Here is a 20084-nt window from a genome sequence, read left to right on the forward strand (position 1 = left end):
GTGGCCGGCCGCTACCGTTGGCCGGCTCACGGGGTGTCCCGGCGGTGCCGGCCGGGCCGCGGCTGCTGTTGCGGATGGCCGCCCTGCCCGGCAGGCGGCGCGAGCCCGGCCGGCTGGTGTGCGCCCTGCCGGTGCGACTGCCGGGAGGCGAGCCGTGCGGGCTGCGGCCGGCCGTCGGGCACGAGGCACGTCGATTCGGCCTGCGCCGCCGCGCCGCTGCCGGATATCCCGCCGGGCCACCAGTTCCACCGGCCGAGCGCCGTCATCAGCGCGGGCAGCACATAGATCCGGATGATCGCGGCGTCCAGCAGGATGGCCGCCGCGAGCCCCACGCCCAACTGCTTGAACTCGACCATGCTCAGCGTGCCGAAGATGGCGAACACCCCGACCATGACGATCGCCGCGCTGGTCACCACTCCCGCCGAGCGCGTGATGCCCGCGCGGATCGCGGCCCGCACCGTGGCGCCCTCGGACGCGGCTTCGCGGATCCGGCTGACCACGAAGACGTGGTAGTCCATCGACAGCCCGAACAGCACGACGAACAGGAAGAGCGGCAACCACGAGACGACCGCGCCCGAGCTGGTGAAGGCGAGCAGGCCCTCCGCCCAGGCGTGCTGGAAGACGGCGACCAGGACACCGAACGAGGCAGCGGCGGAGAGCAGGTTCAGCAGGATCGCGGAGAGCGCCACAGCGAGCGAACGGAAGATCAGCACCATGGTGACGAAGGTCAGCAGCAGGACGAAGCCCACCACCCAGGGCAGCCGCGCCTCCAGATGCCCGGTGAAGTCCACGCCCTGTGCCACCTTGCCGCCGACCGCGCTCTCCGCGTCGGGCACGTCGTTCACGGCCTGCGGCACCCAGCCGCGCAGCACGTCCAGGGACTCGCGGGCGCCGTCGCTCTCGGGCCGGTGGGGCGTGCCGATGTCGACGGTGTGCACTCGGCGGTCAGCCGACTCCTCGATCGTCGGAGTCGAGTCGTGTGCGAACAGCCCGTCGTCCGCGGTGCGCTCCAGCAACGCCTCCAACGCGGCCTTCACCTCCTCGGCCCGGCCGGCGGGTGCCCGGACGGCGACCTGGTGCACAGTGCCCTTGCTGGGGAAGGCCTCGGTCAGCCGGTCCATGGCCCGCACCACCGGGATGTCGCGGGAGAGGTCGTCGGAGCCCGGCTGCTTCAGCTTCATCCCGAGGGCCGGCGCGGCGAGCAGCAGCAGCGCGCCCACCGACACCACCAGCGTGGTCAACGGCCTGGACAGCGCCGGGCGCAGCAGCGCGGGCCACACCCGCGACTCGCCGGGCCGCAGGGTCAGCCGCCACAGCACCGGCACCTTGGGCTTGTCGACCCAGCGGCCGAGCTTGGCGAGCAGGGCGGGCAGCACGGTCAGCGAGGCAAGCACGGCCACGGCGACGACGATGATCGAACCGGTGGCCAGCGACGCGAAGGTCGCCTCGTCGGCCAGATAGAGCCCCGCCATCGCCACGATCACCGTGGTGCCGGACACCACCACGGTGTGCCCGGAGGTCTCCGCCGCGATCTCGATCGCGTCCACGTGGGACTTCCCCGCACGGCGTTCCTCGCGCTCCCGCTTGAGGTAGAAGAGCGAATAGTCCACGCCCACGGCCATGCCCATGAGCAGGATGACGTTGCTGACCGCGCTGGTCTCGGGCAATACGTGAGAGGCGAGCGAGGAGAGCCCGATGGCGGCGCCGACGCAGGAGAGTGCCAGCACCACGGGCACGCCCGCCGCGGTGATCGCACCGAAGACGACGAGCAGGATCAGCAGCGTCAGCGGAAGGCTGATCAGTTCGGCCCGCTCGAAGTCCTCGCCGAGGGTCTCCGACAGACCCTTCGCCGTGGAGCCGGTGCCCACCTCGTCGACCCGCAGGCCCTCGTGACCGTCCTCGACGGCCGCGCCGGCTTCGAGCAGGGGCCCGACCCGCCGGTCGGCGTTCTCCGTGTCGCCTTTCATAGTGACGGGGACCAGCAGCGCCTTGCCGTTCGGCGAGAGGACCGGATCACCGACGCTCTCCACTTCGGCGAGCGCCGTCATCCTCCGTACCACCTCCGCTGCCGCCGCCTGTCCGGCGGTCCGGTCCAGCTCTCCGCCGTCCTCGGCGGTGATCAGTACGTTCTCCTCGGGCTTCTCGGGGAAATCCCCGGAGTGCACGATTCTTCCCGCCCGGCCCGACTCGCCCACCCCCGACTCCTCGTCGCTGATCGCATTGGTGCCGGCCGCTCCCCCCAGGAAGAGGCACACGGCGACGAACGCGACCCACAGGCCGATGGCGGACCAGGGATGTGCGGCGCTCCATCGTGCGATCCGCACCGTTGCCGGTTTCTTCGGCACGTCTTTCCTTCCGGTAGGGCGAGCCCGACGCGGGAAGCCGGTCGGGCCTCGGGGGCAGAGAGCTGGATCGGATTCGGTGAACGGGAATTCCGGTCAGGAGACCCGTCAGCCGCCGGCGCGACGTCCGCCGCTTCCGGCCCTCACCAGGCGGAGAACGGCGAAGCCGAGAACGGCGAGCGCGGTGGCGGCCAGGACCGCCGTGGAGTAGGTCCCGGCGAGGTCGGTCACCTGGTGCCAGCGCTCGCCGAGCAGGTAACCGGCGAGGACGAAGAGCGCGTTCCACAAGGCGCTGCCGGCCGTGGTCAGGGCCAGGAAGAGCGGAAGGCGCATCCGTTCGATGCCTGCGGGGACGGAGATCATGCTGCGGAAGAGGGGAATCATCCGTCCGAAGAAGACGGCCTTGGTGCCGTGCCGTGCGAACCACGCCTCGGCGCGGTGGATGTCGGAGACCTTCACCAGAGGGATCCGGGCCGCCAACGCCACCATGCGCTCCCGGCCGAGAAGGGCTCCGAGCGCGTAGAGGGCCAGCGCGCCGGCGACCGAGCCGGCGGTCGTCCACCACAGCACCGCGGCCAGCGAGAGATCCCCCCGGGCGGCGGCGAATCCGGCGAGCGGCAGGATGACTTCGCTCGGCAGCGGCGGGAAGAGGTTCTCCAGGGCGATGGCCACGCCCGCGCCCACGGCGCCCAGGGATTCCGTCAGATCGGCGGCCCACCCGGCGACGCCGCCGGCCGGCAGCTGAGAAGCAGCATTGATGATCACGCCGTCGACGGTAGAAAGCGCAGGGGCGGGCCGGTATGCGGACCGCCGCACGGCCGGCTGGGGAAACGCACAGCGGAAGGGTGTGGTTTTCCGCAGTCCCCAGGGGCACTCGGTGCGGCTAGCGTGAGGGCTATGCGCACATTGAGACGCCGGTGGTTCCGGGTGACCGTAGGGGTTCTCTGCGGTGCGCTGTCAGCGGTGGCCGAACTGGTCCTCGTTCTCGCGGGCGGTCTGTGGTCGCTCGCCGTGTCGGGCGGGCGCACCGGTACCGGCCCGCCGCGCGGGGTGGCGGTCACAGCCGGACGGCTGGCCGGCTGGGAGCGCCGACGGATGGCCGCCTGGTACGGAACCGACCCGGCCGTGCCCGCCGGCGGGAGCGCCGCCTTCGCCTATCTCGCGGCGCGGTGCGGCGTCGGGCTGCTGGGCGGCGTCGTCCTGCTGGCCGCGGCCGTCGGTGCCGGCTACGCCTCGTTCCTGGCATGGGGCTGGTTCGTCCTCGCGGAGATCGAGTATCCCGCGACTGTGCTGCTGTCCGCTCTCGGCGGGCTGTTCCTGCTCTTCCTGTGCGCCCAGGGCCTGCACGGGGTGGCGTCGCTGGACGCACACCTCGCCCGGCGCTTCGCCGGCGGGAGCGAACACGAAGTCCTGCAACGCCGTATCGGTGAACTGGCCGCCAGCCGCGCCGGGGTGGTCGAGGCCGTGCACGACGAACGGAGACGGATCGAACGCGATCTGCACGACGGTGTACAGCAGCGTCTCGTGGCGCTCGGCATGCTGCTGGGCCGGGCACGCCGCGACACGGACCCGGCCAGGGCCCGGGAACTGGTGCTCCAGGCGCACGCCGAGTCCCAGCAGGCGCTGACACAACTCCGGGAGGTCGCCTGGCGCGTGTACCCCGCGGTACTGGACGAGGACGGGTTGCCCGAGGCGCTGGAGACCGTCGCCGCGCGTGCGGGAATCCCGGTGCGGCTCTCCGCGCGCGTGGGTGACGGCCTGCCCCGGACCGTACGGACGGTGGCGTACTTCGTGGTGGCCGAGTGCGTCACCAACGCGGTCAAGCATTCCAGGGCTTCGTACACGTCGGTGCACGTCGAGCAGCGGGGTGATGTGCTGGATGTGCGCGTGGAGGACGACGGCCGCGGCGGCGCCGATCCTTCGGGCGGCGGTCTGCTCGGCCTGGCCCGGCGCGTGGCCGCCCTCGACGGGCACCTCACCGTCCACAGCCCCGCCGGCGGCCCGACCCGCATCACCGCGGAGCTGCCGTGCGACTGATGATCGCGGAGGACTCGACACTGCTGCGCGAGGGGCTGGTGCGGCTCTTGGCCGACGAGGGGCACGAGATCACCGCCTCGGTCGGCACCGCGACCGAACTGCTGGCCGCGGTGGAGAGCGGACCACCCGACACGGTGATCCTCGATGTCCGAATGCCCCCCACCCACACCGACGAAGGGCTGCGGGCCGCCCTGGAGATCCGGCGCCGCCGGCCGGGAACCGGCGTCCTCATCCTGTCGCAGTACGTCGAGCACCGCTACGCGACCGAGCTGTTGACCACCGATGCCACCGGCGTGGGCTACCTGCTCAAGGACCGGGTCGTCCAGGTCGACGAGTTCCTGGACGCACTGGAACGCGTCGGCTCCGGCCGAACCGCCTTCGACTCCGAGGTGGTGCGGCAACTCCTCGCCCGCAGCAGCCATTCCGACCCTCTGCAAAGGCTCACGCCGCGGGAGAGCGAAGTCCTGGCCGCCATGGCACAGGGGCACACGAACGCGGCCATCGCCGCCCAGTTGTACGTCTCGCAGAGCGCGGTCGAGAAACACGTCAACGCCATCTTCGACAAACTCGACCTCGACCGCTCCACTGCCTACAGCCGCCGAGTCCTGGCAGTGCTGCGCTATCTCGGGTCGTGACAGCCGCGACCCCGGCCGCCATGGGCGCGGTGCGCGGCGACCCGCATTCCGTGGCCGTCGATCCAGGGGGAAGGGAAACAAGGGGAATCATGAGCAGTGACGTGTGGGAATCCGGAGCCCCAGGGGTGCTGAGGCTCCCCTCGGGACGAATGATCAGGGGACGGGGCCTGCGGCACGACCTGCCGGCCGGCCCGACACCGGCACTCACCGTGCACCTCACCGGCCGGCGGCCGCCTGAGCCGTCCTGGGAGTCCCTGTGGGTTCCCTGGCGCGACTTCTGGCTCCCCACCGACCCCGATACCGCGCTGCGCACACTCCGCCTCGCTCACCGGCGGGCCGCGAGTGAACGTGTCGAGGTGTGTTGCGGCGGAGGAGTCGGACGGACCGGAACGGCCCTGTCGGCGATGTGCGTCTTCGAGGGCCTGAACCCCGAGGAAGCCGTCACCTGGGTACGGGAGGAGTACCACGCCCGCGCGGTCGAGGTGCCCTGGCAACGACGGTTCATCCGCCGTGCCCTGGCGCCCCGGGTGCCCGACCCGCAGGAGCCGTGACCGTCCCCTTCCCGCCACACCGGAGGCCGCTCGCCGGATGACGCCGGGCCGGGGGCCGGCTCCCCACTCGGAGGAAGACGGGCGAGCCGGACCGACTCCCGCGGCGGGCCTCGGTGGGGCCGGCCCGGCGCGCTGCGGCGCCGACCGCCGGCCGGCCCTTGAGCGGGCGCCCCCGGCAGGACTCGAATCTGCGGCCAAGCGGTTGGAACCTGTGAGGTGTCCTGGACGAACATGTGCGCCGCGCGGTATCGGTATGGCTCAGAGTCGGGCCGGAGGCCGAGGAACGGGCGGTGAACAGACTGCGGGACGACCTTTCCTCGGGCCGGTGGGCCGGCGTAACCGCGACCTCGTCGCCCTCGAGGCGGCAGAGCTCGGCCTCTGCCTGCTCGTGGCCTGAACCCTCGTGCGTGAGAACGCCGCCGCAGGGGAATTGACCCGCCGGAATCAGTGGACATCGCCCCGGCGGTCGCCCGAAAGCACGGGCTATGCCCTGCTGACACCTTGACCATGGCCGACCGCACGTCTCCTGCTGGGCTCGAAGCTTCCACCGTGGGAGAGTCACTGCCAGAAGCATTCGTCGATCACGATTTGCGGGTCGGTGGTGCGGGGTGTGAAGTGGTACCTCAGCCAGCCGCGACCGTGATCGAAGTAGAGGATGTGTTCGCCGCTGGGCCGGGTCGACTGGACGGGTTCGACGCTCATGCCCGGAGGCAGGTCCCGGTCGCTGTCAATGCCCCGGAAATACGGGTCTGCGGCGGTCACGAGTTCGGCGCGGGCGGCATCCACCAGGGCGCGGGCCCGGTCGGGGAGGGTGTTCCTGTTGTCCTCGGATTCCGTGGTCCAGTCGGCCTGCCAGGGTGGCCCCATGAAGTCGTCTGTCACTCGCCGGGTTCCGCCTTCGCGGCTTTCCGGCGGACGCGCCCGGCTTCCTCGATCATCGCCTTGGCGCGCGCGTAGTCGCTCTCCTGGGTGGCTTCGTCTTCCAGGCGGTGGACCATGGCTTCGAGTTCGGGGTTACGGGCGAGGGCGTACTCGCCCCACCAGCGGGCCATGAAGGCGGGGACGGGGGCAAGGTCGTAGGCGTCGGCGATGTCACGACGCCAATGGCGGTCGAAGTCCACGAGGAGTTGCGGCGCATGCTGGGCGATGGCGGCGCGCAGCGCTTTCGGAGTCCGCTCGGGCATGGGCGGGACCGTCATCCCGCCTTCGAGGGGTGCGGTGGACATGAGCGGTGGGGGTTCCCTTCGGCTCGCCGGTCAGGCGGCAGTGTGGAGCGAGGACGGCACGGTGGTTGTCGGCTGCGACGGTTGTGGCGTCCTTCCGGCCCGGTTGCTGCGGACCGCGTTGCGGATCTTGGCGATACGGTCGCGTTTGACGCCGAGAAGGCATGCGACGTGTTCGACACGGCCGTAGGGGATCGGGTTGCCGGGCGTCCTGGTGGTGGCCACGCATACGAGTTCGGCGAGCTTTCTCCGCTCGCCACGTATGTCCTCCTCCAGCCGTCGGATCACTTGCTGCTGGCGGGCGATGGCCGTCAGCGCCGACGTCTTCAGATCACGTTCGTATCGCAGATCCTCAGCACTCACGTGTCTGAGGATGGCACATGGCCTCACGCTCAACAATCAATCCCCTGAGAATCCACTCTTGTGAAGACTGTCCCTACGCAGCGGGCTCGGTAGGCGTTCCGGCGTCTGCATGAGGTGCCCTCGTTCGGCCACATGGCCGCATGTCGGAACGTCGGGTGGCCATGTGGCCGAGCCTCGACGCAAGAGCTCATGACGCCACCGCGGCCCCGCCACGGTGGCGCAGGCGGCAGGGACGCCGAACGTCTGCGCTCGACCTGCAAGCAACCCTGCCCGGCGCAGACGCCGAGCCCACGGCCGTGCGCAGCCAGCGCTTGGTCCATGAGCGGTGTGCTTCCGGGCATGGAAGAGACTCACCAGCGTTTCGCAGGTGAGAGGCTATGGGCGCCCCCGGCAGGACTCGAACCTGCGGCCAAGCGCTTAGAAGGCGCCTGCTCTATCCACTGAGCTACGGGGGCCGTCCTCCGTCGCGGGTGGGCGGGCTCGCCGCCCCCCGTGACCGGCGGTGTCAAGGATAGGGGGCCTGGCGGCTCGTCCTGTTCGCTCCACGGCCGCGACGCTATGTGGAGGTTCCGTGAAGCGGTCCCGATAATCGCAGGCGGGTGCGATTCACGCAGCGGTTTTGGCCGTGTGGGTTGCGGGTGTTGCGTAGTCGTTATGGGGGCGGCTGGGTGGCAGGTGGGCCATGCGGGGTGAACGGGTTCAAAAGTGGTCTTTCACGACTGAAACTACACATTTTCCTCGCTCGCAACCGTGGATAAGCTTCAAAACTGCCGCAAAATTGGGCATTCTGCCCTATGTGGCGATCTTGGACGTACGGCTTGAACTGCTCGACGCGCTCACCGCACTCCGTGAGCGCGTCGCAGCCGCGCGCTTTCCTCTCCCGCTGCCGGGCGCCGAGCGCGCCCGGCAGTCCCGGGACGAGCTGCTGGCCCAGCTCGACGACTACCTCGTCCCGCGCGTACGCACCCCCGAGGCGCCGCTCCTCGCGGTGATCGGCGGTTCGACCGGGGCGGGCAAGTCGACGCTGGTCAACTCCCTCGTGGGGCGCAAGGTCAGCGAGGCGGGCGTACTGCGGCCCACGACCCGCACACCCGTGCTGGTCTGTCATCCGGACGACCGGGGCTGGTTCGTCGGACAGCGGGTGCTGCCCCGCCTGGACCGGGCCTGGACCCCCCGGCAGGACCCGCCCGGGACGCCCGCCGCGCCCGGCATGGGCACCGCTCCCGGCGCCTTCGGCGGACCGGGCGCCCCGGGCCCGCACGACACGCCCGGCAGCTCCGGCGATCCGGCCGGTGCCGCGGAGAGCGGCGACCGGTTCGCCGGCCGGCCGGCCGACCGTGCCACCGACTGGGACAGCGCCTGGGCCACCGACTGGGACCCCCGCCGGAGCCCGGGCCGGGACGCCGCAGTCGGTGCGGAGTGGGAGTACGAGTGGGACACCGACCCGGACCAGCCGCCGCGCGTCCTCCGAGTCGAGACCGACAGCGGCCTGCCTCCCGGCCTCGCCCTGCTCGACGCGCCCGATATCGACTCCCTCGTCGCGCACAACCGGGACCTGGCCGCCGAACTGGTCTGCGCCGCCGACATCTGGGTGCTCGTCACCACCGCCGCGCGCTACGGCGACGCCATCCCCTGGCACCTGCTGCGCACCGCCAAGGAGTACGACGTCACCCTCGCCACCGTCCTCGACCGGGTGCCGCACCAGATGGCCGCCGAGGTCACGGCGCAGTACGGGCTGCTCCTCGACCGGGCGGGACTCGGGAGGATCCCCTGCTTCACCATCCCGGAACTGCCCGAATCGGCGGGCGGATCCGGGCTGCTGCCCGTCTCCGCCGTCAGCGGACTGCGCGACTGGCTGGAGGAGCACGCCCAGGACGCCGACGCCCGGTACGCAGCCGCCAGCCGCACCGCCGACGGGACGCTCGCCTCGCTGCGTCCCCGCATCACGGCCCTGGCCGGCTCCTCCGCAGCGCAGCACGCGGCAGCCGAGCGACTCACCCGGTACATCGAGAACGCCTACGGGACCGCCGGAGAGCGGCTGCGCACCCGCATCGCCGACGGAGAACTGTTGGCGGGCGACGTCGCCGAGCACTGGCGCAGCTTCCCCACCGACAGCGACGGCGGAGAACTGTTCGACGCCTTCGCCGAGGGCCTGACCGCACTCCTGTCCGGCGCGGTAGCCGCCGCCGACGAACGGATCGCCGAACTGCGCCGAGGCGTACCGGGCCTGGAGGGCTGCGGCCGGCTCCTCCCCGGCGGCCAGAGCGAACGCGACGAGGCCGTCGGCCGGATCGGCGTGATGGTGCGCAGATGGCGCCGCTGCGTCGAGGAGCTGGCCGAGGAGGAGACCCGTGCGGCAGGCCGCGCCTCGTGCGGCGAGGAGGACGCCGAGCACGTCGCCGGCCTGCTGGCCGCCTCCCTGCTCGGCGGTGTGCGGGTCGCGGGCGCCGACGACGCACTCGAGGACCTGCTCGGCGAGGAAGCCGCCCACGAACTGCGCGAGCAGTGCGCGGAGCTGCTGGAGCACTGCGTGCGGCGCGTCCTGGACGGGGAGCGCGACCTGCGCCTCCTCCCCTTGGCGGAGCTCGACGCCGGTCCCGGACCGCAGATGGAACTGATCGCCGCGTTCTCGGTGCTCCACAAGCTCACCAGAACGCACGGGCTCCACGAGCCGCACCAGTTGCGGGAACTTCACCGGCCGCAGCAGCCGGAGGGCGCAGCGGGCGGCCCTCAGGAGCAGAGCAGGACGGACGTGACCGCCCGCGAATTCCCGCCGACGCGTGCACCGCTCGGTACGGAGAACGGCGCGCGCGGTCTGCAGAGCGCGCACATGGAGAGGTGACAGCAGTGACATCCACCGATGCCACCAACCCCGGAGCGGGCGAGCCGCCCGAGCGCTGGTCCGGCAGTTGGCCCGACGGCTGGAGCAGCCCGCACAGCGAGCCCGTCAAAGGGCAACTGGAGCTGAGCCTGGACGAGCAGCAGCCGCCGCCCCAGGAGCCCCCTGCGCGGAGCGGCCCGGACGGACCCGAGGGCCACGGGCACGTCGCGGCGGCGGAACTGCCGCGCCAGCAGTCGGAGGCTTCGGTCGACGGCCCGTCCGAGGGAGGACGCGTGCCGGGCCGGCCGGAAGGACTGGACGAACCGGGAGGGCCGGACGCGCCGGTCGGGCCGGGCGGGCCGGGCGGGCCGGGTGAAGCGGACGGGGCCGGTGGGCCCGGTGCGCATGGCGTGGTCGGCGGGCCTGGCCGTTCGGTGGAACGGGGAGAACAGAGGGTTTCTGATCCTCGGGAAGCCGTGACTGCCTCGGTGGCGCAGGCGCAGGCGCAGGCGGCCCCGGCGGCCCCGGCCCCCGAGGCAGCGGCCACAGAGCACCGTCCTGGCCACGACTGCCATGACCTGCCCGGTGACAGCGGCAGCGCGCACCGCGAGGACGAGCCGCAGGACGCACACGTCTATGCCGCCGGACCGGATTGCGGATGGGACGACGGCGTCATCGCCCGCCGGGCACGCGCGGAACGTGCCGCCCCGCCGGTCGCGCAGGCCGAGGCCCCCGCCCCCGCCCCGCCCGTAGCGCCTGCGCCCCCGGTCCAGCAGGCCCAGCAGGCCCAGCAGAATCAGCAGGCCCAGCAGAATCAGCAGGCTCAGCAAACCCAACAGACGCGACAGGTCCAGCAGGTCCAGCAGGTTCAGTCGACTGAGCCGGGCCGCCCGGCCGGAGCCACCCAGCCCGCCGGAGCGGCCGAGTCGACCGGGCGCGCGGCGTCGGCCGGAGCCGCCGAGTCGGCCCAACCCGTCGCGCGGCCCGAGCCCTCCGCGCCGCCCGGCCATTCCGCCCGGCCCGAGCGTGCCGTCGAACCGGAGACCGGTCCGCGGGCTCCCAACCCCCGCAGCCACGCCTCCGCGACCGAGACTCCGTCCCGCGGGGCGGAGCACCCCCGGCCGGGATTCGCCGCGCCCCCGCCCTGGCGCGGCACGCCCTGGCCGGAGCCCCCGCGCGCCACCGACCCCGGCACTGCTCCCGAAACCCACCCGGCCGACGCCGAGCGGGCGCCCGCAGCGGCAGCAGTGGAGCCCGCTCGTGCCCTACCGGAGCCCGCCCCTGCCGTACCGGACACGCCGCCCTCCTCGGCGGCGCAGGCGCCCCGCGCGACCGCTGAGGACGTCTCCGCGCCCTCGCGCGCGCGGCCGGAATCCCCCGGCCCCGCACCTGAGGAGCACCCACACCGGTACCCGCTCCGGCCGCACCCGGAGCCGGACGGTGCCGCGGCGGCCGCCGCGCCCCGCGGCGGCCTCGGGGACTCCACCCGGCGTGTCGAAGGGAACTGTGCCCAGGATCGCGCCGGAAGCGCTCTCCGCGACGTCGGAGTCGCAGGAGGTGCCGCGCGACGGGACGCCGACACGGCTCCCGTCCGGACCACCGGGAACGAGCAGCGCGACCGGAGTGACCGGAACGAAGTCAGCCGGGACCTCCGCAGGGACATCCGCCGGGACCCGCGCTGCGACGCGGGGGAGAGCGTCCTGCGCCAGCGGCTCGGCGCCCTGCGCGAGCTCATCGGGCTGTCGCGCACCCGGTTGGACGCCGACGTGCTCGCCGAGGCGGGCACCGTGCTGGACGAGGCGGCGACCCGCAGAGGGCTGCCCCGCTCCTACACGACCGTCGCTCTGGCGGGCGCGACAGGCAGCGGAAAGTCGTCCCTGTTCAACGCACTCACCGGCGGCCGGCTCTCCGAGGTGGGGATGCGCCGCCCCACCACCGCCGCTCCGGTGGCCTGCACCTGGGAAGCGGGACGCTACAGCGACGGCAGCCCCGACGGGCTCCTCGACAGGCTCGGCATCCCGCAGCACGCACGCCACCGCACGCACGACGGCACGCTGAGCGGCCTCGTCCTCGTCGACCTGCCCGACCACGACTCCGCCGCCCCGGGCCACCGCGAGCAGGTGGACCGGATGCTTGAACTGGTCGACGCGGTGGTGTGGGTGGTGGACCCGGAGAAGTACGCGGACGCGCTGCTGCACGAGGACTACCTGCGCCGCCTCGCCGGGCACGCCGAGGTCACCTTCGTCGTCCTCAACCAGACCGACCGGCTCACCCGCGACTCCGTGGACGCCGTGCTGGACGATCTGCGGCGACTGTTGGACGAGGACGGCATGGCACTGGGCGAGCACGGCGAACCGGGCGCCGTCGTGCTGTCCGCCTCGGCACTGACACACGAGGGCATCGACGTGCTGCGGGAGGAACTCGGCGAGTTCGTCGCGCAGCAACGTGCCGCGGTCCTGCGGCTGACCGCCGACCTGGACGGTGCCATGGACCGGCTGCGTCCCGTCTACACCGAGCCGGGGCCGGGCGCCGAGGGCGGCCCCGTCGGGTTGAGCGAGCGCGCCCGCGAGGACTTCGAGGACCGGCTCGCCGTCGCCGTGGGCGCCGCGGCGGCGGGCCAGGCCGCGGAGCGGGCGTGGCTGCGGCAGGCCGAGCACTCCTCGGCCATCCCCTGGGTACGCGCGCTGCGCTGGTACGCCTCCAGGCCGACTGCGGAGCGCGGCGAGTGGTCCGGGGCGGCGGCCGAGGAACAGCCGGACGGTCCCACCCCCGGTGCCGGCTTCTGCCGCGACACCCTCCAGCAGCCTCTGGCCGCACGGCCGGTGGTCGCCCAGGCCGTGCGGGAGCTGGCGGACGCGGCTGCGAGCGGTCTGCCCGATGCCTGGGGGCACACCGTCCGCGAGTCGGCCCGCCGCGGGGCCGCCGGGCTTCCAGAGGCGTTGGACGAGGTCATGGAAGCCTGCTCCGCCGGGCCGGACGCGGAGCGGACCGCCGCCATCACGGCGTCGCTGACGGACTTCCCCTGCGGAGCGGAGACGCCTCAGGCGGCCAAGCCCGCATCCGCCACGGCAGCGGCCGTGCCCGGTCAGCAGTCCGCCCCCGGCGCTCCGGGCCCCCGCGGCGCGAGCGACCCCGGCCGCGCCCGCGGCCCGGAGCTCCGCGGTGGCGCTCCTGCTGACGGTCCGGCTGATGGTCCGGACGTCGGCTCCGGGGTGCCGGGAGCACCGGCCTCCCCGGCACTCGACAGGGCACCTGAGAGGACGGCAGAGGCACCCGGCGGACCCGTGCGCGACCTGGGCGGGCCGTCGCGGAACATCGCCGGGCCGTCCCCGGAGACGGGCGGGACGTCGCCGGACGCGAACCGGACCGCGGGGTCCGGGCCACGCGTGCCGCGTCCGACCTGGCACACCGCCGCCTTCGCCGGGCAGTGGCTGCTGTTCGCCCTCCAGGTGGCCGGAGCCGGCTGGGTGGCCGTCGTCGCCCTCGTCGCCCACGGGCTCGACCGCACCGCACTGCTGCCCTGTGTTCTCCTCGCGGCCGCCACCTTCGCCGGCCCGGGGCTCGCCTGGGCGTGTCGCCGCGCCGCACGGGGGCCGGCCCGGACCTACGGGCTGGAGGAGGAGCGGCGCCTGCGCCAGTTGGCGGCCTGCTGCGGAGGGACGAGGGTGCTGGAGCCGGTGGCCGCCGAACTGCTGCGCTACCGCCAGGTGCGGGAGCAGTACGCCATCGCCGCCGGTGCGGTCGACTCGGCCGCGGAGGAGCGGCCGTCGGACGCCTGGATCGGTTCGCGGGGCGCTGCGGCCGTCGGAGCCCAGGGCGGTGCTGCCGCTGCTGGAGGCCCGGCCGGCGGCGTGGACGGCGGCGTGGAAGGTCCTGGAGCGGGAGCGGGAGCGTTCGCGGGCGGCCCGCGAGCCTCGTTCGGAACCGGCGAGCAGGGCGGTCCGAGTGGTTCCCGTGGCCCGGGCGGCCTCGGTGGCCCCGCCGCGTCGGAGGCCGCGGGCCGGGAGGCCGGTGCCGGTGCCGGCACCGCGGGGTCACCCACCGGTGTGACCGAGTTGTGCACAACTTCCGAGTAATCCACAGCTGAGAGCCTCTTTCCCCACGCCCGCCGTTCTCCCCCCACTCTGGAATCCGCACGACGGCGCCGAGGGCGGCAACCTGCGGCGGCCCCGACGGGACCGCGGCATGCCGGTCGCCCCGGGGCCGCCGCGCTCGGGCACCCGCCGGGGCTCCGCCGGGCCGCCGCCGTCCTCGTACGGCGGCCCCGGCGTTGTCCACCGGCGGCAATCGGCAGCGACCAGGGGGAGACGCACATGAACGAGACCTATGTGACGGTGACCGGCAACGTGGCGACGAAGGTCGACCACTGGACCTCGCCGTCCGGACTTCCGGTCGCCAGGTTCCGGCTGGCCAGTACGGTCAGGCGGTTCGACAAGCAGAACCAGCGCTGGGCGGACGCCTCCACCAGCTTCTACACGGTCTGGGCCTGGCGAGGGCTCGCCGGACATCTGGCCTCCTCCGTCGCCCGCGGTGAACCCGTCATCGTCCGCGGCCAGTTGCGCGTCGTGGAGGACGAACGGGACGGACGCCGGTATCTCTCGGCCGAGTTGCTCGCGACGACGGTGGGGCACGATCTGACGCGCGGCACCTCGGCGTTCGTGCGGACGCCCCGCGCGAACCCGGAGTCCACCCGTGGCCCCGCCCCGGCCTGGCCTCCGGTGGCCGCAGCAGGACCACCGCCCTTCGGGGCGCCGGGTGACGGGGCGGACACACCGGGTTCCGGTCCCGTGCCGGAAGAGGCCATGCCAGATGGTGAACTCCTGCCCGGGGCGCTGACGGAGGGCGGTGTTCCGGGTCAGCGCGGCGCGTCGTGATCGTCCCGGTCCGTCGGATTCGGCGATAACGATTCCGAGTCGGAATGTGTGGCCACCGTGAATTGTGGGGATCGCGTGGCGTTTGGCTCCTTACCATCCCACGCGTACTGACCAGGGGGTTCAGAGCTTTGCGGTGGGCCGGCGGCTCGCGGACGACGCGGCCGGGGGAGAGTCCGCCAAGAGGGGAAGACCATGACTTCTGTACGGGCGCGGGCGGCCCGTCGGCTCACCGTCGTCGCGGCGGCCACCGCGCTGTGCGCGATAGGCCCGGCGGGTGCCGCCGGATCGGCGGTCGCGGCTCCGGCGAGGGCCGGGGCCACCGCCGGAGCCGGCGCGGGCGGGGCGTTCGCCGACGGAGGGCCCGAGCAGCGCAGCGGAGCGGTGGCCGCGCTCGACGGCCTCCGCACGCACGACCGGGCGGTCGTCGCCGCCGACGGCGAGAAGCAGACGGTCGGCGCCGGGCTCTTCGAGATGTCCGTGGACGGGGGCGGCACACTGCAGACATACGGACTCGACGTGCTCAACCCGACACAGGAGCAGTCGCGTTACGCCGAGGGAGAGTGGAAGACCTCGTCGCTGTCCGGCAACCGCAACGCGGGGAAGATCCGCTGGATAGTCGAGCACTCCTATCCGCGACGCAACGATCTCCAGGCGCTGTCGAAGTCCGCGGGCGCCGAGCGGCTCACCCCGCAGACCGCGGCGGCGGGCACCCAGGTGGCGATCTGGCGGCTGGCCGAGAACGGCGCGAGCGGGATTCCGAAGGGTGAGGGGAGGGGGGAGGGGCCCCCGAAGCCGCCCGACATCACCGCCACCGACCCCGCCGCCCAGCAGCTCGCCGACCATCTCGTGAAGAAGGCCCGGTCGATGCCCGAACCGGGTGCCTCCCTCACCTTCGACAAGGCGGAGGTCTCCGGCCGTACCGTCGAGCGTCCCGGCCCGGTGACCGTGCGCACCAACGCCGCCGCCGTGAGCGTGGCGCCCGGACCGCACGCCGCCTCCCAGGGGATGCGGATCGTCGACCGGGAAGGGAAGCGGGTCCGTACGGCGCGCGATGGCACAAAGCTCTACTTCGAGCTGCCCGAGGGCGTGGAGGCCGGCAAGGGTTCGCTGACCGCGCAGGTCGCCACGAAGGTGCCGCTGGGCCGGGTGTTCACCGGCTCCGGTGAGCGCGGCCGGGGGCAGGCGCAGATCCTGGCCGGGTCGAGCCAGTCCACCGTCTCCGCCACCGCCACGGTCAACTGGGCCGAGCGCGGGCCTGCTCCCGCCACCACGGCGAGGGAGAACTGCGCCGACTCCGGGGTGGACATCACCGTCTCCAACGGCGGCGACTCCTCCTTCCCGCTGCGGGTCGGCAAGCAGCGCGAGGACATCGCGGGAGGCGAGCACGGCACCGTGACCGTCCCGGTGGCGGAGGACCAGCCGTACCGGATCCCGGTGCGCGGACCGCACGGGTACCGGAAGACGTTCAGCGGCGTTCTCGACTGCACGACGGCCGCCGCAGGCGGCGGGGTGGCCCGGCAGAACGCGCCCGCGACGGTCGAGCGGCCGGCGACCGTGGGTGGTGGCAGTGTCCCGGCATCGGACGGTGACCTGGCGGAGACCGGCGGCGGTGGCGGCACCCGCTTGTTCGCCGCCGTGGCCATCGCGCTGCTGGCCGTGGGAGTGACCACGCTCCGGATCGTGCGTCGCCGAGGCTGAGACGGCCCCCAGGCTGCGGCCTCGGCGCTTCCCGGCCTCGGGCCTCGCTGCCAGGCCGCCTCCCGGCCTGTGGGCCCTGGAAGCGGCCAGGGCCCGGAAGCGGCCAGGCCCCCGAAGCGGCCAGGCCCCGAAGCGGCCAGGGCCCCGAAGCGTCCAGAGCCCGGCCACGAGCAGGGCGCGGACCCGGCCAGGGCCTGTACACGAGCACGGACCCGGAAGCGGGCCAGCCGTGAGCGCGGTCCCCGCCCGGTCCCGGACGCGGGTGCCCCGGCGCCGTCCCCTCCTGCCCTCCCCGGGCCCGGGGAGGGTGCGTCCGGCGTGTCCGGGGTGGGTGCGTCCGGCCGGATCCGGTGCGCTGCGCGGTGCCGGGCGCAGGTGCGGTTTCCGGCCCGGGGCCCGGGTGCGGCAAGATGGGAGCGTATGCCTTAGCTGGAGCGGCCGCACCTCAACCTGCGGCCCGCTGCCGCATGACGACCCGCGCGGCCTGGCCGCGTACGACTACCTACAGATTGCCGGACGGTTCCTCTTGGCTGAGTACATCTACACCATGCGCAAGGCGCGCAAGGCGCACGGCGACAAGGTGATCCTCGACGACGTCACCTTGAGCTTCCTGCCCGGCGCGAAGATCGGTGTCGTGGGCCCCAACGGCGCGGGCAAGTCCACCGTGCTCAAGATTATGGCGGGTCTGGAGCAGCCCTCCAACGGTGACGCGATGCTGTCGCCCGGCTACACCGTGGGCATCCTGCTGCAGGAGCCGCCGCTGGACGAGTCCAAGACGGTGCTGGAGAACGTCCAGGACGGTGTCGCGGAGACCAAGCAGCAGCTCGACCGGTTCAACCAGATCGCCGAGCAGATGGCGACCGAGTACACCGACGAGCTGATGGAGGAGATGGGCAAGCTCCAGGAGAAGCTCGACCACGCGAACGCCTGGGATCTGGACGCGCAGCTCGAGCAGGCCATGGACGCGCTGGGCTGCCCGCCCGGCGACTGGCCGGTCACCAACCTCTCCGGTGGCGAGAAGCGCCGCGTCGCGCTCTGCAAGCTGCTGCTGGAGCAGCCCGACCTGCTGCTGCTGGACGAGCCGACCAACCACCTGGACGCCGAGTCGGTGCAGTGGCTGGAGCAGCACCTGGCCAAGTACCCGGGCACCGTCGTGGCCATCACCCACGACCGCTACTTCCTGGACAACGTGGCCGGCTGGATCATGGAGCTGGACCGCGGCCGTGCCATCGGCTACGAGGGCAACTACTCCACGTACCTGGAGAAGAAGCAGTCCCGCCTCAAGGTGGAGGGCCAGAAGGACGCCAAGCGGCAGAAGCGCCTCAAGGAGGAGCTGGAGTGGGTCCGCTCCAACGCCAAGGGGCGGCAGGCCAAGTCGCGGGCGCGGCTGACCCGGTACGAGGAGATGGCCGCCGAGGCGGAGAAGACCCGGAAGCTGGACTTCGAGGAGATCCAGATCCCGCCGGGGCCGCGCCTGGGCAACGTGGTCGTCGAGGTGGAGAACCTCAGCAAGGCGTTCGGCGACAAGGTGCTCATCGACGACCTGTCCTTCACGCTGCCGCGGAACGGGATCGTGGGCGTGATCGGCCCGAACGGTGCGGGCAAGACCACGCTGTTCAAGATGATCCAGGGGCTGGAGGAGGCCGACTCCGGTTCGATCAAGGTCGGTGACACGGTCAAGATCTCCTACGTGGACCAGAGCCGCTCGAACATCGACGCGAAGAAGACGCTGTGGGCGGTCGTCTCCGACGAGCTGGACTACATCAACGTCGGCCAGGTCGAGATGCCGTCGCGCGCCTATGTGAGCGCGTTCGGGTTCAAGGGCCCGGACCAGCAGAAGCCCGCGGGTGTGCTCTCCGGCGGTGAGCGCAACCGGCTGAACCTGGCGCTCACCCTCAAGCAGGGCGGCAACCTGCTGCTGCTGGACGAGCCGACCAACGACCTGGACGTGGAGACGCTCTCCTCGCTGGAGAACGCGCTGCTGGACTTCCCGGGCTGTGCGGTGGTCGTCTCCCACGACCGCTGGTTCCTGGACCGGGTGGCCACCCACATCCTCGCCTACGAGGGCGAGAGCAAGTGGTTCTGGTTCGAGGGCAACTTCGAGTCCTACGAGAAGAACAAGATCGAGCGGCTGGGGCCGGACGCGGCGCGTCCGCACCGGGCGACCTACAAGAAGCTCACCCGGAGCTGAACGCGTGCGGCACAGCTACCGGTGTCCGCTGCGCTGGTCGGACATGGACGCCTTCGGGCACGTCAACAACGCCGTCTACCTCCGCTATCTGGAGGAGGCCCGGATCGACTTCCTGACCCGGGCGGCGCGGGAGGCGGACCCGGAGGCGTTCACGGGCGGCACCGTCGTGGCGCGGCACGAGGTCGACTATCTGCGGCAGTTGGTCCACCAGGCGGATCCGGTCACGGTGGAGACGTGGGTGGTGAAGCTGACCGCGGCGTCGGTGACGTTCGGCTACGAGATCAGGGACCCGGAGTCCGCGGGCGGCCCGTTCGTCCGGGCACGGACGGTCGTGGTGCCGTACAACCTGAAGGAGGGCTATCCGCGGCGGCTGTCGGCCGCCGAGCGCTCCTTCCTGGAGGGGTACATCGATGACAGCCACAGCGGCTGACCGGCTGGTCTTCGCCGACCCCGGGGAGGCGGCGGGACTCGCCGCCTTCCTGGAGCGGCTGGTGCGCTGGGAGAAGAACGCCGCGGTGCGCATCCAGGCGGGCGGTGGGGTGGCCGGGGTGTTCGCCAGGCCCGCCCGCTTCGAGGTGCTGGCCGTGCGCACCGGGCGGTTGCTGGAGCCGGTGGAGCTCGATGTGACGGTGGCCGCCGGTGAACTGCTGGAGCTCGTCGAGGAGGACCGGGAGGCCGTCGCCGTTCCGAAGGCCGTGACCGGTCCGTCCTGGGCGGGTGTGCTGCCGCCGCGCGGCGGCTGGCAGGAGTTCGCCCGGGTGCCGGTGGACGCGGTGGGATCGGTGGCGGCCGCCGCTGTCGGCGAGTTCCGGGAGCGGGCCGAGAAGCTGCCGCCCGAGCGCCGGGGCAGACAGACCCTGGACGCCCTCGCGGAGGAGATCTGGTCCCGGCCGCTGGGGCGTACGCAGTTGCCGCTGCGCGCCGCACACGCGGCGCACGCGCTCGGCTTCCTGCGCGGGACGGACCCGGCGGCGCTGCTGGAGTCCGGGGCGTGGCTACGGCTGCGGACGGTCTACGGGTCTGTGGCCGTGCGCCGCCGGGAGCGTCCCGGAGCGGGCGGCGGGCTGAGCGTCACCCCTGTATGAGCCCTACGGCCGGGTGCGGGGTGACCGTCGGCTCGGGCCGCCCGGGGGGAAGCCCGCCGGGGAAGCGTGCAGAACGCCGCCGGGGAAGCGTGCAGAACGTTCGGCGACGTTCGGAAAAGGGCCCACCCGCACCGCGCGGGTGGGCCCCGGCCATGACCACCCCCGAGAGCGCATGCGACAGAGCGTGCGCAGCCGTACACCGGGACCCGCCCGCTGCGGGCCCGCCGTGCCCACGGCGCACCGCCACGCGCGCCGCCCTTCCAG

General features: G+C 72.8%; 15 protein-coding genes, 1 tRNA gene and 1 pseudogene. 11 read left to right on the forward strand and 6 right to left on the reverse strand.

The genetic code is table 11. The features are described 5' to 3' along the window. Positions 1-26 precede the first annotated feature (26 nt). Together ACFYNS_RS24300 and ACFYNS_RS24305 are read right to left on the reverse strand one after the other, a co-directional pair. Positions 27-2345, reverse strand: a complete 2319-nt coding sequence (locus tag ACFYNS_RS24300; RefSeq protein WP_388605053.1) for an MMPL family transporter — start codon at positions 2343-2345, stop codon at positions 27-29. Between the two features lie 105 nt (positions 2346-2450). Beyond that, complete coding sequence (locus tag ACFYNS_RS24305; RefSeq protein ID WP_388580909.1) at positions 2451-3107, reverse strand: DedA family protein; 657 nt, start codon at positions 3105-3107, stop codon at positions 2451-2453. Positions 3108-3239: 132 nt separating this feature from the next. Between ACFYNS_RS24305 and ACFYNS_RS24310 the strand changes: the two genes are divergently transcribed. The 4 genes and pseudogenes from ACFYNS_RS24310 to ACFYNS_RS24325 form a co-directional block, all read left to right on the forward strand. Continuing rightward, a complete protein-coding gene (locus ACFYNS_RS24310; RefSeq protein WP_388605055.1) occupies positions 3240-4379 on the forward strand; it encodes a sensor histidine kinase in 1140 nt (379 codons plus the stop codon). Continuing rightward, positions 4379-5014, forward strand: a complete 636-nt coding sequence (locus ACFYNS_RS24315) for a response regulator transcription factor (RefSeq protein WP_276478905.1) — start codon at positions 4379-4381, stop codon at positions 5012-5014. The genes ACFYNS_RS24310 and ACFYNS_RS24315 overlap by 1 nt, the downstream gene beginning before the upstream one ends. Before the next feature lie 149 nt (positions 5015-5163). After that, positions 5164-5565, forward strand: a complete 402-nt coding sequence (locus ACFYNS_RS24320; protein ID WP_388605057.1) for a protein-tyrosine phosphatase family protein — start codon at positions 5164-5166, stop codon at positions 5563-5565. A 221-nt stretch (positions 5566-5786) separates the two neighbouring features. Beyond that, positions 5787-5962 (forward strand): annotated as a pseudogene (locus ACFYNS_RS24325) (MerR family transcriptional regulator); the annotation flags it as partial. A gap of 161 nt (positions 5963-6123) precedes the next feature. Here the strand turns inward: ACFYNS_RS24325 and ACFYNS_RS24330 are convergent. From ACFYNS_RS24330 to ACFYNS_RS24345, 4 genes are all read right to left on the reverse strand, one after another. After that, positions 6124-6447 carry a hypothetical protein gene (locus ACFYNS_RS24330; protein ID WP_388605059.1) on the reverse strand — a complete coding sequence of 108 codons (324 nt, stop codon included), beginning with the start codon at positions 6445-6447 and terminating at the stop codon, positions 6124-6126. Then, a complete protein-coding gene (locus tag ACFYNS_RS24335) occupies positions 6444-6791 on the reverse strand; it encodes a DUF6247 family protein (RefSeq protein WP_360295215.1) in 348 nt (115 codons plus the stop codon). The genes ACFYNS_RS24330 and ACFYNS_RS24335 overlap by 4 nt, the downstream gene beginning before the upstream one ends. A gap of 30 nt (positions 6792-6821) precedes the next feature. Next, entirely contained in the window at positions 6822-7151 is a 330-nt protein-coding gene (locus tag ACFYNS_RS24340) for a hypothetical protein (protein ID WP_360295218.1), read from the reverse strand. A 382-nt stretch (positions 7152-7533) separates the two neighbouring features. After that, positions 7534-7606 (reverse strand) — tRNA-Arg (locus ACFYNS_RS24345). Positions 7607-7947: 341 nt separating this feature from the next. On the opposite strand from ACFYNS_RS24345, the gene ACFYNS_RS24350 reads away from it, so the two are divergent. The 7 genes from ACFYNS_RS24350 (at position 7948) to ACFYNS_RS24380 (ending at position 19820) form a co-directional block, all read left to right on the forward strand. Next, positions 7948-9993 (forward strand): ATP-binding protein, encoded by a 2046-nt coding sequence (locus ACFYNS_RS24350; RefSeq protein ID WP_388605062.1) that lies wholly within the window; start codon positions 7948-7950, stop codon positions 9991-9993. 5 nt (positions 9994-9998) lie between these two features. Beyond that, a complete protein-coding gene (locus ACFYNS_RS24355) occupies positions 9999-14048 on the forward strand; it encodes a GTPase (protein WP_388605063.1) in 4050 nt (1349 codons plus the stop codon). Between the two features lie 237 nt (positions 14049-14285). Beyond that, positions 14286-14846, forward strand: a complete 561-nt coding sequence (locus tag ACFYNS_RS24360; RefSeq protein WP_360302236.1) for a single-stranded DNA-binding protein — start codon at positions 14286-14288, stop codon at positions 14844-14846. A gap of 192 nt (positions 14847-15038) precedes the next feature. Beyond that, positions 15039-16544, forward strand: a complete 1506-nt coding sequence (locus ACFYNS_RS24365) for a thioester domain-containing protein (protein WP_388605065.1) — start codon at positions 15039-15041, stop codon at positions 16542-16544. 526 nt (positions 16545-17070) lie between these two features. Then, positions 17071-18735, forward strand: coding sequence for an energy-dependent translational throttle protein EttA (ettA, locus tag ACFYNS_RS24370; protein WP_360302230.1), 1665 nt, complete (start codon positions 17071-17073; stop codon positions 18733-18735). Between the two features lie 4 nt (positions 18736-18739). Next, positions 18740-19165 (forward strand): acyl-CoA thioesterase, encoded by a 426-nt coding sequence (locus ACFYNS_RS24375; protein WP_388605067.1) that lies wholly within the window; start codon positions 18740-18742, stop codon positions 19163-19165. Next, positions 19146-19820 carry a hypothetical protein gene (locus tag ACFYNS_RS24380; protein ID WP_388605069.1) on the forward strand — a complete coding sequence of 225 codons (675 nt, stop codon included), beginning with the start codon at positions 19146-19148 and terminating at the stop codon, positions 19818-19820. The genes ACFYNS_RS24375 and ACFYNS_RS24380 overlap by 20 nt, the downstream gene beginning before the upstream one ends. Positions 19821-20084: the final 264 nt, after the last annotated feature.

It is taken from the genome of Streptomyces sp. NPDC006925 (genome assembly GCF_042869575.1).
Lineage (GTDB): Bacteria > Actinomycetota > Actinomycetes > Streptomycetales > Streptomycetaceae > Streptomyces.

Bases quoted from the DNA above. Each gene is read 5' to 3' on its own strand.
- ACFYNS_RS24360 (WP_360302236.1), top strand. From the start codon at position 14,286: ATGAACGAGACCTATGTGACGGTGACCGGCAACGTGGCGACGAAGGTC.
- ACFYNS_RS24310 (WP_388605055.1), top strand. From the start codon at position 3,240: ATGCGCACATTGAGACGCCGGTGGTTCCGGGTGACCGTAGGGGTTCTC.
- ACFYNS_RS24315 (WP_276478905.1), top strand. From the start codon at position 4,379: ATGATCGCGGAGGACTCGACACTGCTGCGCGAGGGGCTGGTGCGGCTC.
- ACFYNS_RS24365 (WP_388605065.1), top strand. From the start codon at position 15,039: ATGACTTCTGTACGGGCGCGGGCGGCCCGTCGGCTCACCGTCGTCGCG.
- ACFYNS_RS24380 (WP_388605069.1), top strand. From the start codon at position 19,146: ATGACAGCCACAGCGGCTGACCGGCTGGTCTTCGCCGACCCCGGGGAG.
- ACFYNS_RS24335 (WP_360295215.1), bottom strand. From the start codon at position 6,791: ATGTCCACCGCACCCCTCGAAGGCGGGATGACGGTCCCGCCCATGCCC.
- ACFYNS_RS24320 (WP_388605057.1), top strand. From the start codon at position 5,164: ATGATCAGGGGACGGGGCCTGCGGCACGACCTGCCGGCCGGCCCGACA.